Source organism: Amycolatopsis sp. lyj-346 (assembly GCF_046548975.1).
In the GTDB taxonomy this organism is placed as follows: Bacteria; Actinomycetota; Actinomycetes; order Mycobacteriales; family Pseudonocardiaceae; genus Amycolatopsis.
In genome coordinates, this window is the sequence record NZ_JAJPWT010000004.1 from 293,732 (window position 1) to 308,660 (window position 14,929).

16 protein-coding genes are annotated in these 14,929 nt (G+C 70.0%); 15 read left to right on the forward strand and 1 reads right to left on the reverse strand.

From position 1 onward, the window contains the following. Nucleotides 1-14 precede the first annotated feature (14 nt). Both efp and nusB read left to right on the forward strand, forming a co-directional pair. Nucleotides 15-578, forward strand: a complete 564-nt coding sequence (efp, locus tag ACLJQE_RS16330) for an elongation factor P (protein WP_410640062.1) — start codon at nt 15-17, stop codon at nt 576-578. After that, a complete protein-coding gene (gene nusB, locus ACLJQE_RS16335; RefSeq protein ID WP_410640063.1) occupies nt 578-1,033 on the forward strand; it encodes a transcription antitermination factor NusB in 456 nt (151 codons plus the stop codon). Before efp ends, nusB begins: the two co-directional genes overlap by 1 nt. Before the next feature lie 168 nt (nt 1,034-1,201). Here the strand turns inward: nusB and ACLJQE_RS16340 are convergent, their stop codons facing one another. After that, complete coding sequence (locus ACLJQE_RS16340; RefSeq protein WP_003096372.1) at nt 1,202-1,690, reverse strand: transcriptional regulator; 489 nt, start codon at nt 1,688-1,690, stop codon at nt 1,202-1,204. 248 nt (nt 1,691-1,938) lie between these two features. Between ACLJQE_RS16340 and pyrR the strand changes: the two genes are divergently transcribed. From pyrR to coaBC, 13 genes are all read left to right on the forward strand, one after another. Then, nucleotides 1,939-2,538, forward strand: coding sequence for a bifunctional pyr operon transcriptional regulator/uracil phosphoribosyltransferase PyrR (gene pyrR / locus ACLJQE_RS16345; protein WP_410640064.1), 600 nt, complete (start codon nt 1,939-1,941; stop codon nt 2,536-2,538). Next, nucleotides 2,535-3,467 carry an aspartate carbamoyltransferase catalytic subunit gene (locus ACLJQE_RS16350; RefSeq protein ID WP_410640065.1) on the forward strand — a complete coding sequence of 311 codons (933 nt, stop codon included), beginning with the start codon at nt 2,535-2,537 and terminating at the stop codon, nt 3,465-3,467. Before pyrR ends, ACLJQE_RS16350 begins: the two co-directional genes overlap by 4 nt. Then, nucleotides 3,464-4,750 carry a dihydroorotase gene (locus ACLJQE_RS16355; RefSeq protein WP_410640066.1) on the forward strand — a complete coding sequence of 429 codons (1,287 nt, stop codon included), beginning with the start codon at nt 3,464-3,466 and terminating at the stop codon, nt 4,748-4,750. The genes ACLJQE_RS16350 and ACLJQE_RS16355 overlap by 4 nt, the downstream gene beginning before the upstream one ends. After that, nucleotides 4,750-5,244: a transporter gene (locus ACLJQE_RS16360; protein WP_410640067.1), complete on the forward strand. Its 495-nt coding sequence runs from the start codon at nt 4,750-4,752 to the stop codon at nt 5,242-5,244. The genes ACLJQE_RS16355 and ACLJQE_RS16360 overlap by 1 nt, the downstream gene beginning before the upstream one ends. Further along, complete coding sequence (gene carA, locus ACLJQE_RS16365) at nt 5,241-6,362, forward strand: glutamine-hydrolyzing carbamoyl-phosphate synthase small subunit (RefSeq protein ID WP_410640068.1); 1,122 nt, start codon at nt 5,241-5,243, stop codon at nt 6,360-6,362. Before ACLJQE_RS16360 ends, carA begins: the two co-directional genes overlap by 4 nt. Next, nucleotides 6,359-7,519, forward strand: coding sequence for an AAA family ATPase (locus ACLJQE_RS16370; protein WP_410640069.1), 1,161 nt, complete (start codon nt 6,359-6,361; stop codon nt 7,517-7,519). The genes carA and ACLJQE_RS16370 overlap by 4 nt, the downstream gene beginning before the upstream one ends. Further along, the gene (locus ACLJQE_RS16375; RefSeq protein ID WP_410640070.1) at nt 7,516-8,127 is read left to right on the forward strand and encodes a DUF4276 family protein; all 612 of its coding nucleotides are present in this window, start codon (nt 7,516-7,518) and stop codon (nt 8,125-8,127) included. Before ACLJQE_RS16370 ends, ACLJQE_RS16375 begins: the two co-directional genes overlap by 4 nt. Next, complete coding sequence (gene carB, locus ACLJQE_RS16380) at nt 8,127-11,441, forward strand: carbamoyl-phosphate synthase large subunit (RefSeq protein WP_410640071.1); 3,315 nt, start codon at nt 8,127-8,129, stop codon at nt 11,439-11,441. The genes ACLJQE_RS16375 and carB overlap by 1 nt, the downstream gene beginning before the upstream one ends. Further along, complete coding sequence (gene pyrF, locus ACLJQE_RS16385) at nt 11,438-12,286, forward strand: orotidine-5'-phosphate decarboxylase (RefSeq protein ID WP_410640072.1); 849 nt, start codon at nt 11,438-11,440, stop codon at nt 12,284-12,286. The genes carB and pyrF overlap by 4 nt, the downstream gene beginning before the upstream one ends. 107 nt (nt 12,287-12,393) lie before the next feature. Next, nucleotides 12,394-12,711: an integration host factor, actinobacterial type gene (mihF, locus tag ACLJQE_RS16390; RefSeq protein WP_003096398.1), complete on the forward strand. Its 318-nt coding sequence runs from the start codon at nt 12,394-12,396 to the stop codon at nt 12,709-12,711. Continuing rightward, nucleotides 12,708-13,361, forward strand: coding sequence for a guanylate kinase (gene gmk, locus ACLJQE_RS16395; RefSeq protein WP_410640073.1), 654 nt, complete (start codon nt 12,708-12,710; stop codon nt 13,359-13,361). Before mihF ends, gmk begins: the two co-directional genes overlap by 4 nt. Beyond that, complete coding sequence (gene rpoZ / locus ACLJQE_RS16400) at nt 13,358-13,627, forward strand: DNA-directed RNA polymerase subunit omega (protein ID WP_086671175.1); 270 nt, start codon at nt 13,358-13,360, stop codon at nt 13,625-13,627. The genes gmk and rpoZ overlap by 4 nt, the downstream gene beginning before the upstream one ends. Further along, nucleotides 13,620-14,840 (forward strand): bifunctional phosphopantothenoylcysteine decarboxylase/phosphopantothenate--cysteine ligase CoaBC, encoded by a 1,221-nt coding sequence (coaBC, locus tag ACLJQE_RS16405; RefSeq protein ID WP_410640074.1) that lies wholly within the window; start codon nt 13,620-13,622, stop codon nt 14,838-14,840. The genes rpoZ and coaBC overlap by 8 nt, the downstream gene beginning before the upstream one ends. The last annotated feature ends 89 nt before the right edge of the window (nt 14,841-14,929 follow it).

A 14,929-nucleotide genomic window follows, 5' to 3' on the forward strand; every position in this document is an offset into this window, starting at 1 on the left:
GAGACTGCAAGCTCGTGGCCACGACCAACGACCTGAAGAACGGGCTCGTCCTCAACCTCGAGGGCCAGCTGTGGACCGTCACCGCGTTCCAGCACGTCAAGCCGGGCAAGGGCGGCGCCTTCGTGCGCACGACGCTCAAGCACGTGCTCACCGGCAAGGTGGTCGACAAGACGTTCAACGCGGGCACGAAGGTCGAGACGGCCACGGTGGACCGCCGGAACATGACCTACCTCTACAAGGAGGGCCAGGACTTCGTGTTCATGGACGGTGACACCTACGACCAGATCACCGTGCCGCCCGAGGTCGTCGGCGACAACGCCAACTACATGCTCGAGAACACCGAGGTCCAGGTCGCGGTGCACGAGAACGAGCCGCTGTACGTCGAGCTGCCGACGTCGGTCGAGCTGGTCGTCCAGCACACCGACCCGGGCCTGCAGGGCGACCGCTCCACCGGCGGCACCAAGCCGGCGACGCTGGAGACCGGCGCGGAGATCCAGGTCCCGCTGTTCCTGTCCACCGGCGAGAAGATCAAGGTCGACACCCGCGACGGCCGTTACCTGGGCCGCGTCTCCAGCTGATGCCGACGTCGAAACCCCACCCGAACCGCGGCGGCGCGATCAGCCGCCGTCAGGCGCGCCGCCGCGCGGTCGAGATGCTGTACGAGGCCGTGCAGCGCGACACCGACGCGGTGACGCTGCTGGCCGACCGGGTCGGCGCGACGGAGGTCGACCCGATCGCGGACTACACGATCAGCCTGGTCGAGGGCGTGACCAGCCGGAAGACCCAGATCGACGAGCTGCTGGCCGAGCACGCGCAGGGCTGGAGCCTGGAGCGGATGCCGAAGGTCGACCTCGCGGTGCTGCGGGTCGGGGTCTACGAGCTGCTCTGGGCCGAGGACGTGCCGGACCCGGTCGCGATCGACGAGGCCGTCGGCCTGGCGAAGGAACTGTCCACGGACGACTCGCCGCGGTTCGTCAACGGCGTCCTGGGCCGGATCGGCACGATCGCCGACCGCCTCCGCGCGGTTCTGTAAGGCCCGCCTGGCCCCCCGGTCAGGCGGTTCCGGTCAAGGTGACCACGACCGGGGGGTCCGGGGGCTTGCCCCCGGGCGGGGTGTGGGGGCTGCGCCCCCACAAGACACAGCGGAGAGAGGCTCGGCTCGCGCTTTCCGCGAGCAGGGCTCGCCCCCGAACGAGCCCGATCAGTCCTCCTTGGAAGGACGCGCCTCCGGCGGCAGGACGCCCCAGTCGATGAGCTGCTCGGTCAGCTCGCCCGGGGTCATGTCGTAGATGATCGCCAGGGACCGCAGGTCCTCGGTGCGGATCGAGAGCACCTTGCCGTTGTAGTCGCCACGCTGGCTCTGGATCGTCGCCGCGTAGCGGGCCAGCGGGCCCACCTTCTCGGCCGGCAGCTGCTGCAGGCGCTCGAGGTTGATCACGATCTTGGTGGCGGGCTCCGCACCGGAGGGGACCCGGCCCTCGGGCAGCAGCTCGACCACCGGTACACCGTAGAAGTCGGCCAGCTCGGCCAGCTTCTGCACGGTGACGGCGCGGTCGCCACGCTCGTACGAGCCGACGACGACGGCCTTCCAGCGCCCACCGGACTTCTGCTCGACCCCGTGCAGGGAGAGGCCCTGCTGCTGGCGGATCCCGCGGAGCTTGGCCCCGAGCGCCTTGGCGTAATCGCCCATCTGGTCGTTCTCCGTTCTTCACCCCCTCCCGGTCGGGGTGACCGGGCCGGGGGACTCGCTGAGTCGAATACTCAGAGTAATGGTTACGCATTGTTGTCACCAGGTCAAGCAGAAGCTTGTCGCGAATCACGCCACACCACCCGGAAGACTGAGCAAAGTGCCTGCTACTGTCGGTGCGAAAGCCCCGACCAGCAGGGGAACAGACGTCCTTTAAGGACCCGTCCGGTGAGGCGGGGAAGGAGTCCGGTTTGTCGTCACGCCCGCGTGACGCGGCTGGTTCGGCCGGGGAGCGCGAGCTCCTGACGGCCGGCGATGTCGCGCGCACGATCGCCCGAATGGCCCATCAGGTCATCGAAAAGACCGCGAACGGTGCGGAGAGCACTACCCCGCCCGTGTTGCTCGGCATCCCGTCCCGGGGCACGCCGCTGGCGGTCCGCCTGGCCGACCGGATCGGCGAGTTCTCCGGGGTCCGCCCGCCCACCGGCGCCCTCGACGTCACCCTCTACCGGGACGACCTCCGCCGCCGCCCGCCGCGCGCGCTCGAACAGACGCAGCTGCCGGCCGGCGGCATCGACGACCGCGTCGTGATCCTGGTCGACGACGTCCTCTTCTCCGGCCGGACGATCCGGGCCGCGCTCGATGCCCTGCGTGATCACGGCCGTCCCCGCGCGGTGCAGCTGGCCGTGCTGGTCGACCGCGGTCACCGCGAGCTGCCGATCCGCGCGGACTACGTGGGCAAGAACGTGCCGACCGCCCGCTCCGAGGGCGTGTCCGTCCTGCTGGCCGAGATCGACGGCCGCGACGCCGTCCTGCTGCGTCCGTCCGAAGCTGCTGGAGAGGACTCGTGAAGCACCTGCTCGCCACCGACGGCCTGGACCCGGCGGTCGCCACGGCCGTGCTCGACACCGCCGACGAGCTGAAGCACACCCTGCTCGGCCGTGAGGTCAAGAAGCTGCCGACGCTGCGCGGCCGCACGGTGATCACCCTGTTCTACGAGAACTCCACCCGCACCCGGGTGTCGTTCGAGATCGCCGGGAAGTGGATGAGCGCGGACGTGATCAACGTTTCCGCGTCCAGCTCCTCGGTGAACAAGGGGGAGTCGCTGCGGGACACCGCGCTGACGCTGGCCGCCGCGGGCGCCGACTGCGTGATCGTCCGGCACCCCGCCAGCGGCGCGGCCCAGCGGCTCTCGGAGTGGCTGGCCGAGCCCGGAACGTCCGTGGTCAACGCCGGCGACGGCACCCACGAGCACCCGACGCAGGCGCTGCTCGACGCGGCGACGCTGCGGGAGCGGCTCGGGTCCCTCAAGGACCGGCGGATCGCGATCGTCGGGGACGTCCTGCACAGCCGGGTCGCCCGCTCGAACATCCACCTGCTCTCCGGCCTGGGCGCGGAGGTGGTGCTGGTGGCGCCGCCGACGTTGCTGCCCTACGGCGTCGAGAGCCTTCCGGTGACCGTTTCGCACGACCTGGACGCCGAGTTGCCGGCGGTCGACGCGGTGATGATGCTGCGGGTCCAGGCCGAACGCATGCACGGCGGGTTCTTCCCGAGCGCACGCGAGTACTCGATCTCCTACGGCCTGTCGGAACGGCGGCTGAAGCTGCTGCCGGACCACGCGGTCGTCCTGCACCCCGGCCCGATGCTGCGCGGGATGGAGATCGCGAGCGCGGTCGCCGACTCCCCGGCCTCGGCCATCACCGAACAGGTCCGCAACGGCGTGCACGTCCGCATGGCGGTCCTCTACCACCTCTTGGCCAGCGAAGGAGCCGCCGCGTGAGCACCCTGATCAAGGGCGCCCGGCCCTACGGCGAAGGCGACCCGGTCGACGTCCTGATCGAGGACGGCGTGATCACCGCGATCGGCGCCGTCGACGTCCCCGAAGACACCGAAGTGATCGACGCGAACGGGCAGGTGCTGCTGCCGGGCTTCGTCGACCTGCACACCCACCTGCGCGAACCCGGCCGCGAAGACACCGAGACCATCGACACCGGCTCGGCCGCGGCGGCGCTCGGCGGGTACACCGCGGTGTTCGCCATGGCCAACACCGACCCGGTCGCCGACAACGCCGTGATCGTCGAGCACGTCTGGCGCCGCGGGCAGGAGGTCGGCCTGGCCGACGTCCACCCGGTCGGGGCGGTCACCGTCGGGCTCAAGGGCGAGAAGCTCGCCGAGCTGGGCACGATGGCGAACTCGCAGGCCCGGGTGAAGGTGTTCTCCGACGACGGCCTCTGCGTCGCCGACCCGCTGCTGATGCGCCGCGCGCTGGAGTACTCGACGGCGCTGGACGTCGTCATCGCGCAGCACGCCGAAGAACCGCGGCTGACCGTCGGCGCCCAGGCCCACGAGGGCGAGCGCGCGGCCCGCCTCGGCTACACCGGCTGGCCCGCCGCGGCGGAAGAGTCCATCGTGGCCCGTGACTGCCTGCTGGCGCGGCACGCGAACGCGCGGCTGCACGTCTGCCACGTCTCGACGTCGGGCACCGCGGACGTGCTGCGCTGGGCCAAGGACCGCGGCACGAAGGTGTCGGCCGAGGTCACGCCGCACCACCTGCTGCTCACCGACGAGCGCCTGGCCACCTACGACCCGGTGAACAAGGTGAACCCGCCGCTGCGCACGGAGTCCGACGCGGAGAAGCTGCGCGCGGCGCTCGCCGACGGGACCATCGACTGCGTCGCCACCGACCACGCGCCGCACGCGGTGCAGGACAAGGACACCGAGTGGAGCGCGGCCCGGCCGGGCATGCTCGGGCTGCAGACGGCGCTCTCGATCGTCACCGAGACGATGGTCCGCACCGGGCTGCTCGACTGGCGCGGCGTCGCCCGCGTCATGAGCGAGCGGCCCGCCGAGATCGGCAACCTCGCCGACCAGGGGCGTCCGATCGCGGTCGGCGAGCCGGCGAACCTGGCCCTGGTCGACCCGGACGCCGAGTGGACCGTCCGGGGCGCGGAGCTGGCCAGCATCGCGGCCAACACCCCGTACGAGGGAATGCGGCTGCCCGGCGTGGTGACCGCGACGCTGCTGCGCGGGCGGATCACCGCGCGGGACGGGAAGATCGGCTGATGGAGCGCTTCTGGCTCGTGCTGGCGATCGTCGCCTTCTTCCTGCTCTGCCTCTGGGGCATGTACCTGGGCTGGCGGCGCAAGTCCCGCTCGCAGAGCGCTCGGGTGCCACCGTTCCCGGCCATCCCCGCGGACGCGGGCGAGGTGCTGCTGGAGTCCACCGGCGTCTACCTGTCCACCACGACCGCCGGGAACTGGCAGGACCGGATCGTCACCCGCGGCGCGGGGTTGCGCACCGGCGCGGTTTGGCGCCTGCACGTCGGGGGTATCGCCGTCGAACGCGGCGGGGCACCCGACTTCTGGATCCCGCGCGAGGCGGTCACCGGCGTCCGGCGCGACACGAAGATCGCCGGGAAGGTGATGGGCACGGACGCGCTGCTGGTCGTCACCTGGCGGCTCGGCGAAACCGAGCTCGACACCGGCTTCCGCGGCGACGACCTCGATGACTATCCACAGTGGATCGAACAGCTCAAGATCAAGGGAGGTGCCCAGTGAACGCGCGCGCTCAGGCCGCACTGGTGCTCGAAGACGGCCGGGTGTTCCGCGGCGCTGCCTACGGCGCGCAGGGGCGAACCCTCGGCGAGGCGGTGTTCTGCACCGGCATGACCGGCTACCAGGAGACGCTGACCGACCCGTCCTACCACGGGCAGATCGTGGTGCAGACGGCGCCGCAGATCGGCAACACCGGCTGGAACGACGAGGACGACGAGTCCTCGAAGATCTGGGTCAACGGCTACGTGGTGCGCGACCCCGCGCGCACGCCGTCCAACTGGCGCTCTCGCCGGACGTTGGACGACGAGCTGGTGCGCCAGGGGATCGTCGGCATCGCCGAAGTCGACACCCGGTCGCTGACGCGCTACCTGCGCGAGCGCGGCGCGATGCGGGCCGGGGTGTTCTCCGGCGACGCGCTGGGCAGCGTCGACGAGATGGTCGCTTCGGTGCTGGCGAGCCCGAAGATGGAGGGCGCCGACCTGGCCGGCCAGGTTTCGACGCCCAAGCCGTACGTGGTCTCGCCCACGGGTGGGACGCGGTTCCGGGTGGCGGCGCTGGACCTGGGCATCAAGTCCAACACCCCGCGCCAGATGGTCAAGCGCGGCATCGAGGTGCACGTGCTGCCGTCCACGTCGTCCCTGGAGGACCTGCTGGCGATCGAGCCGGACGGCGTGTTCCTGTCCAACGGCCCGGGCGACCCGGCCACCACGACCCACGCCACCGAGCTGACCAAGCAGGTCCTCGGCCGCGAGATCCCGCTGTTCGGCATCTGCTTCGGCAACCAGGTCCTCGGCCGCGCACTGGGCCTCGGGACGTACAAGATGCGCTACGGCCACCGCGGCATCAACATCCCGGTGATCGACGTCGCCACCCGGTCCGTGGCCATCACCGCGCAGAACCACGGGTTCGCGCTCGAAGGCGAGCCGGGCCAGCGTTTCGAGTCGCCCTTCGGAGCGGCGCAGATCAGCCACTACTGCCCCAACGACGACACGGTCGAAGGCGTCCGGGCCCTGGACGTCCCGGCGTTCTCGGTCCAGTACCACCCCGAAGCCGCCGCCGGCCCCCACGACGCGGCTCCCCTGTTCGACGATTTCGTTTCCCTTATGGAGAAGCGGTCGTGACCCTCACGACCGGTATCGAGCGGATCCGGATCCGGAACTACCGGGTGCTCCGGGACGTCGAGCTGGACGGTCTGACGCCGGTGACGGCGCTGCTGGGCCCGAACGGCAGTGGTAAGTCCACGGTGTTCGACGCGCTGGACTTCCTCTCCGAGTCGCTTCGGGTCGGGCTGCGCGCGGCGTGGGACCAGCGCGGAGGTGCCGCCGACATCGCCACCCATGCCGAGGCTGGTCCGATCGAGATCGAGGTGAGCTGTCGTGTCGAAGGCGCGGTGGCTGTGTATCGGCTTGTCATCGAGCACGACGATGAGGGTCCGGTGGTGGCCGAGGAGACGCTGACATGGCAGCCGGCGGGCTCCGACAAGCCTTCCGAAGCCCTGGAATTCCGGGATGGGATCGGCAACGTCGCCGGTCTGGGCGCTGTCGGGGAGCAACTCGTGTTGAACTCCCGGGACGTGCTCGGCGTAGGTGTGGTCAGCCAGCTCGCCACAGCGGCCGAAGTTGGCAAGTTCCACCGGTTCATAGCCGGAATCGGCCTTTCGGACCTGAATCTCGACGCGATGCGCAACGGAGCGAAGGACGACAAAACGTCCCGGCTCAAGCCGGATGGCCGGAACGTGGGGGCTATTGTTCAGCGCCTCCGCGACGGGTTTCCCCCCGAGTGGGAGGACATCAGGGCTTCGCTGCGGAAGTATGTCCCAGGATTCGAAGACTTCGAGCCGTTCCAGCAAGGCAACGGATCCTGGATCGTCCGCCTGCGCGAGCAGGGCAAGGACGACCTCATCGCCCCGGAGAACATTTCCGACGGCACGCTACTGCTGCTCGGCTACCTGGTGGCCTTGCGCACGGATACCTCGGTCCTCCTCATCGAGGAGCCGGAGAACCAGGTCCACCCGCGGCTCCACTATTCGCTCGCCGAGGACGCCCGAGGCACGCGAGCCGACCAGGTCATCATCGCGACCCACGCGCCTCGCTTCGTCGACGCGTTGCGACCGGACGAGGTTTGGACGTTCGCCAGAGGAAACGACGGCTACGCCGAGACCAAGCGGGCTTCCGACGAAGCGCCGGTCGTCCGCATGGTCGAGTCCGGCGGAGCACTCGGCGACTTGTGGACCGAGGGGTACTTCCGGTTCGGTGACCCGCTCGGGGAGCGCCCGTGACCGTGCTGGCTCCCTGTCGCCTCGAAGTGCTCGTCGAGGAACCGTCCGCGGAAGAAGCGCTGAAGACCCTTCTCCCGAAGATCGTTCCTGGTGTCGGCTTCCAGATCATCCCCTTCAACGGCAAGACCGATCTGCTGCGCAAACTGCCTGTTCGGCTCCGGGACTACACGTACTACTGGGCCGAGATGGGATTGCGGGTCGTCGTCCTGCTCGACCGGGATGACGACGACTGCACCGAGCTCAAGAGCCGGCTCGTCGAGATCGCGCGTGAAGCAGGACTGCCGGCTGAAGCGACTCTGTTCCGCATCGTGATCGAAGAGCTCGAAGCCTGGTTCCTCGGCGATGTGCCCGCGCTGCACGCGGCGTATCCCAAGGTGCCTCCGAGCCTGGGAAGCCAGACGAAGTTCCGCGACCCGGAGAACATCACGGGCGGTGCGTGGGAGGGCTTGGAACACGTCCTGCAGAAGCACGGCTACCACAAGAAGGGCCTCCAGAAGGTCCGGGCGGCGAGCGAGATCGCGCCCCACATGGACATCGAGAACAACCGATCCAAAAGCCTTCAGGTCTTCCGCGACGGCTTGCGGCGCCTGGTGAAAGAAGGAAACTGATGCCGAAGAGGACGGACATCCAGCACGTGCTGGTGATCGGCTCCGGGCCGATCGTGATCGGGCAGGCCGCGGAGTTCGACTACTCCGGCACCCAGGCCTGCCGGGTGCTGCGCAGCGAAGGCCTGCGCGTCTCCCTGGTGAACTCGAACCCGGCCACCATCATGACCGACCCCGAGTTCGCCGACGCCACCTACATCGAGCCGGTGACGCCGGACTTCGTCGAGAAGGTCATCGCGGCGGAACGGCCGGACGCCATCCTCGCCACCCTCGGCGGGCAGACCGCGCTCAACTGCGCCGTCGCGCTGCACGAGCGTGGGGTGCTCGACAAGTACGGTGTCGAGCTGATCGGTGCCGACATCGACGCCATCCAGCGCGGTGAGGACCGGCAGAAGTTCAAGGACATCGTGCGGTCCATCGGCGCCGAGGTGCCGCGCAGCCGCGTCTGCCACGACATGGACGAGGTCCGTGAGACCGTCGCCGAGCTCGGCCTGCCGGTCGTCATCCGGCCGTCGTTCACCATGGGCGGGCTCGGGTCCGGCATGGCGCACACGCCCGAGGACCTCGAGCGGCTGGCCTCCACCGGGCTCGCGGAATCCCCGGTCACCGAGGTGCTCATCGAGGAGAGCGTGCTCGGCTGGAAGGAGTACGAGCTCGAGCTGATGCGCGACAAGCACGACAACGTCGTGGTCGTCTGCTCGATCGAGAACATCGACGCGATGGGCGTGCACACCGGCGACTCGGTCACCGTCGCGCCCACGATGACCCTCACCGACCGCGAGTACCAGGTGATGCGGGACGTCGGCATCGCCGTGCTGCGCGAGGTCGGCGTCGACACCGGTGGCTGCAACATCCAGTTCGCGATCAACCCGCGCGACGGCCGGATGGTCGTCATCGAGATGAACCCGCGTGTTTCGCGGAGCAGTGCGCTGGCGAGCAAGGCCACCGGCTTCCCGATCGCCAAGATCGCCGCGAAGCTCGCCATCGGTTACACGCTCGACGAAATCCGCAACGACATCACCGGCGAGACGCCGGCGGCGTTCGAGCCTGCTTTGGACTACGTCGTCGTGAAGATGCCGCGGTTCGCCTTCGAGAAGTTCCCGGGTGCGGACCCGACGCTGACCACGACGATGAAGAGCGTCGGCGAGGCGATGTCGTTCGGCCGCAGCTTCCCCGAGGCGCTCGGCAAGGTGATGCGGTCCATCGAGACCAAGGCGACCGGCTTCTGGACGCTGCCCGACCCGGAGGGTGCGACGCTGGAGTCCACTTTGGACGATCTGCGCACGCCGCGCGAAGGCCGGCTGTACGAAGTGGAGCGTGCGCTGCGGCTCGGCGCGACCGTCGAGCAGGTCCACGAGGCGAGTGGCATCGACCCGTGGTTCATCGACCAGATCGCCTACATCGGCGAGGTCGGCGCGGAGGTCCGGGACGCGCCGGTCCTGGACGGCGATCTGCTGCGCCGCGCCAAGCGCACCGGCCTGTCCGACCGCCAGATCGCCGCCCTGCGGCCGGAACTGGCCGGCGAGGACGGCGTCCGCACCCTGCGCCACCGCCTCGGCGTGCGGCCGGTGTTCAAGACCGTCGACACCTGTGCGGCCGAGTTCGCGGCCAAGACGCCCTACCACTACTCGGCCTACGAGTCCGACCCCGGCGCCCAGTCCGAAGTGGCCACTCAGGCCGAGAAGCCGAAGGTGCTCATCCTGGGCTCCGGCCCGAACCGGATCGGCCAGGGCATCGAGTTCGACTACTCTTGCGTGCACGCGGCGATCGCGTTGCGGGAGGCCGGGTTCGAGGCCGTCATGGTCAACTGCAACCCGGAAACCGTGTCCACCGACTACGACACCTCCGACCGGCTGTACTTCGAGCCGCTGTCCTTCGAGGACGTCCTCGAGGTCGTGCACGCCGAACAGGTGTCCGGCACGGTCGCCGGCGTCATCGTCCAGCTGGGCGGCCAGACACCGCTGGGCCTGGCGAAGAAGCTCGCCGACGCCGGGGTCCCCGTGGTCGGCACGCCGCCGGAGGCCATCCACCTGGCCGAGGACCGCGGCGCGTTCGGCGAAGTCCTCACCGACGCCGGGCTGCCCGCCCCGCGCTACGGCACGGCGACGTCGTTCGAGGGCGCCAAGCGGATCGCCGACGAGATCGGCTACCCGGTGCTCGTCCGGCCGTCCTACGTGCTCGGCGGACGCGGCATGGAGATCGTCTACGACGAGGAGACCCTGGCCGGCTACATCCGCCGCGCCACCGAGGTCACCCCGGAGCACCCGGTGCTCGTCGACCGGTTCCTCGACGACGCCATCGAAATCGACGTCGACGCGCTGTTCGACGGCGAGGAGCTCTACCTCGGCGGCGTCATGGAGCACATCGAGGAGGCCGGCATCCACTCCGGCGACTCCTCGTGCGCGCTGCCGCCGATCACGCTCGGGCACACCGACCTGCAGGCCGTCCGCCGCTCCACCGAGGCGATCGCGCGGGGCGTCGGCGTGCGCGGGCTCCTGAACGTCCAGTACGCGCTCAAGGACGACGTCCTGTACGTGCTGGAGGCCAACCCGCGTGCGTCGCGGACGGTGCCGTTCGTGTCCAAGGCGACGGCCGTGCCGCTGGCCAAGGCCGCCGCGCTGATCATGACCGGCTCGACGATCAAGGACCTGCGCGAGAGCGGCGTCCTGCCGGCCGAGGGCGACGGCGGGGAGATGCCGGCCGACTCGCCGGTCGCGGTGAAGGAAGCCGTGCTGCCCTTCCACCGCTTCCGCACCCCCGAAGGCCACGGCGTCGACTCGCTGCTGGGCCCGGAGATGAAGTCCACCGGCGAGGTGATGGGCGTCGACGTCGACTTCGGCAAGGCGTTCGCGAAGTCGCAGAGCGGCGCGTACGGCTCGCTGCCGACGTCCGGCCGGGTGTTCGTCTCGGTGGCCAACCGCGACAAGCGCTCGCTGGTGTTCCCGGTGAAGCGGCTGGCGGACCTCGGCTTCGAGATCCTCGCCACCTCCGGCACCGCGGAAGTGCTGCGGCGCAACGGAATCGCCTGCACGGTGGTGCGCAAGCACTACGAAGGCTCGACCGAAGCCGAGCCGAACATCGTGGACGTCATCCTCAACGGCGACGTCGACATGGTGATCAACACCCCCTACGGGAACAGCGGTCCGCGCGTCGACGGCTACGAAATCCGCACCGCGGCGGTGTCCCGCGACATCCCGTGCGTGACCACCGTGCAGGGCGCCGCGGCGGCCGTGCACGGCATCGAGGCGCTGATCCGGGGTGACATCGGGGTCCGGTCGCTGCAGGAGCTCCAGGCGGCGCTGAAGGCGAAGTCGTGAGCGGGCGGGAGCGGTTCGGGGCGCGGCTGGCCAAGGCCGTCGCGGCCCGCGGCCCGTTGTGCGCCGGGATCGACCCCCACCCGGGCCTGATCGAGGCCTGGGGGCTCCCGGTGGACGTCTCGGGCCTGGAACGGTTCGCGCTGTCCGCCACGGAGGTCCTGGCGGCGCACGCGGCGATCGTGAAGCCGCAGTCGGCGTTCTTCGAAAGTTTCGGACCGGACGGCGTCCGGGTGCTCGAGCGCGTGGTCGAGACCGCCCGCGACGCCGGGGCGCTGGTGCTCTTGGACGTCAAGCGCGGCGACATCGGGTCCACGATGGGTGCCTACACCGCCGCGTATGTGGCCGAGGGTGCGGCGATCGCGGCCGACGCGATCACCGTTTCGCCGTACCTCGGGTTCGGCTCTTTGGCCCAATGCGCCGAAACGGCCGTTTCGGCGGGGCGCGGCATCTTCGTGCTTGCCCGCACTTCCAACCCCGAAGCGGGCGAAGTGCAGAACGCGAAGCTGCCCGACGGGCGCACGGTCGCGCAGGCGATCGTCGACTCCGCGGCTTCACTCAACGACGAAGCGGAACCGCTCGGCGATGTGGGTGTCGTCGTCGGGGCCACGGTTCCGCCGGGAGAGCTCGACCTCTCGCGGTTGAACGGTCCGGTGCTGGCGCCCGGTTTCGGGGCCCAGGGAGCCACTGTGGCCGATTTGCGGGCCCTGTTCGGCACGTCCCTGCCGGGCGTGCTGCCCGCCTCGTCCCGGGACATCCTGAAGCACGGACCGGAGCAAGCGGCTTTGCGCCAAGCGGTCGAACGGGTCGCCGAACTGCTGGCCGACCCGCAGGAAAACGGCCAATAGCAGGGGCCGGAACGGGCCCCCACCAGGCACCCCCGCATTGTGGCCGGTGCTCACGGGTGGGTACCGTCGCGTCACCCACCCAGTTTTGAGAACTACCGGAGGAAAACGTGGCACTTCCCCAGCTGACAGAGGAACAGCGCGCTGCGGCGCTGGAGAAGGCCGCCGCCGCCCGCCGCATCCGTGCTGAGCTGAAGGAGCGGCTGAAGCGGGGCGGTACCACTCTGGTCGACGTGCTGAAGCAGGCCGAGGAGAACGAAGTCCTCGGCAAGATGAAGGTTTCGGCTCTGCTCGAGGCCCTCCCGGGCGTCGGCAAGGTCCGCGCGCAGCAGACCATGGAACGACTGGAGATCGCCCCCAGCCGTCGCCTTCGCGGCCTCGGCGACCGGCAGCGCAAGGCGCTGCTGGCCGAGTTCAGCGGCGAGTGAACGGCGTCGGTCGGGACTACCCGGTGAGCCGGGGCGCCGACCGCGGCAGTGAGCCGGTGACGGGGGAGATCCCCCGGCACCGGCTCACCGTCGTATCGGGGCCTTCGGGAGTCGGGAAGTCGAGCGTGGTGGGCGAACTGCGGAAGCTCGAGCCCGACGTCTGGTTCAGCGTTTCGGTCACCACGCGCAAGCCGCGTCCCGGCGAAGTCGACGGGGCGCACTACCACTTCGTCGACCGCGCGGAGTTCGACGCGATGGTCGCCGACGGCAGGCTGCTGGAGTGGGCCGAGTTCGCCGGCAACTGCTACGGCACCCCGCGCGAGCCGGTCGAGAAGGCCCTCGCCGAAGGCCGCCCGGCCGTCCTGGAGATCGAGCTGCAGGGTGCCCGCCAGGTCCGCGCGGCCATGCCCGAGGCGCGGCTGGTGATGCTGATGCCGCCGTCGTGGGAGGAACTGGTCGGCAGGCTCACCGGGCGCGGCACCGAAAACGAGGCCGCGGTGCAGGCCCGGCTGGCCGAAGCGGAGCGCGAGCTGGCGGCGGCGGGGGAGTTCGACCACCGCCTCGTCAACGCCGACGTGCGGGAAGCCGCCGAGCACTTGCTAAACTTGATTACTGATCAGTCTTCCGACGAATCGGAGCACCACGCGTGACCAGCCAGATTGCCTTGACCGAAGAGCTCGAGGGCATCACCAACCCCCCGATCGACGACCTGCTCGAGAAGGTCAGCTCGAAGTACGCGCTGGTGATCTACTCGGCCAAGCGTGCCCGCCAGATCAACGACTACTACGCCCAGCTGGGCGAGGGCCTGCTCGAGTACGTCGGCCCGCTCGTCGAGCCGGGCCCGCGCGAGAAGCCGCTCTCGATCGCGCTGCGCGAGATCCACGGCGGCCTGCTCGAGCACACCGAGGGTGAGTAAACCCCGCGTCGTCCTGGGCGTGGGCGGCGGGATCGCCGCCTACAAGGCCTGTGAGGTGCTGCGCGGACTGACCGAGTCCGGTCACGACGTCCGCGTGGTCCCCACCGAAGCCGCGCTGAACTTCGTCGGCGCGGCCACCTTCGAGGCCCTCTCCGGGCATCCGGTGCACACCGGCGTGTTCACCGAGGTGCCCGAGGTCCAGCACGTCCGCGTCGGCAAGGAAGCCGACCTCGTCCTGGTCGTCCCGGCCACGGCGAACCTGCTCGCCAAGGCCGCCCACGGCCTCGCCGACGACCTGCTGACGAACACCCTGCTCACCGCCCGGTGCCCGGTCGCCTTCTTCCCGGCGATGCACACGGAGATGTGGGAGCACCCGGCCACCCGCGACAACGTGGCCCTGCTGCGTTCGCGCGGCCTGATCGTCACCGAGCCCGATTCCGGCCGCCTCACCGGTGCCGACACCGGCAAGGGCCGGCTGGCGAACCCGGCCGAGATCGTCGACCTCGCGCGGCTGCTGCTGGCCCGTCCCCAGGCACTCCCGCGCGACCTCGAAGGCGTCCGCGTGGTGGTCTCGGCGGGCGGCACCCGCGAGCCCCTGGACCCGGTGCGCTACCTGGGCAACCGCTCGTCCGGCAAGCAGGGCTACGCGCTGGCCCGCGTCGCCGCCCAGCGCGGCGCCGACGTCACCCTGGTCACCGCGCACACGGTCGCGCTGCCGGACCCGGCGGGCGCGGCCGTGGAGCACGTGTCGACGGCCGAGGAACTCCGGCAGGCGGTGCACGCCGCTTCCCGCTTCGCGGACGTCGTCGTGATGGCCGCCGCCGTCGCCGACTTCCGGCCGGCGAACCGGGCCGAGCACAAGATCAAGAAGTCCGATGACCAGCCGGACCCGATCATCACGCTCGACCGCAACGCCGACATCCTGGCGGAACTGGTGCGGAACCGGCGTCCCGGCCAGGTCGTCGTGGGATTCGCCGCCGAAACCGGCGACGCGGACGGCAGCGTCCTGGACCACGCCCGCGCCAAGCTCAAGCGGAAGGGCGCCGACCTGCTGGTGGTCAATGCCGTCGGCAACGGCAAGGCCTTCGGCACGGAGGACAATTCGGGCTGGCTGCTGGGGGCCGACGGCACGGAAATCGCGATCCCGCTGGGCGCGAAAGCGGAACTCGCATCCACATTGTGGGACGAAGTTGTGAGCTTCATGAAGCGTTGACCGTCCCCCGAGCGATAGTCAGTACGCTTGCACAGGTAAGGGGTGCCTAACCCACTGGGCATCCGACGACTAGGTGAGGAAGTGACGGC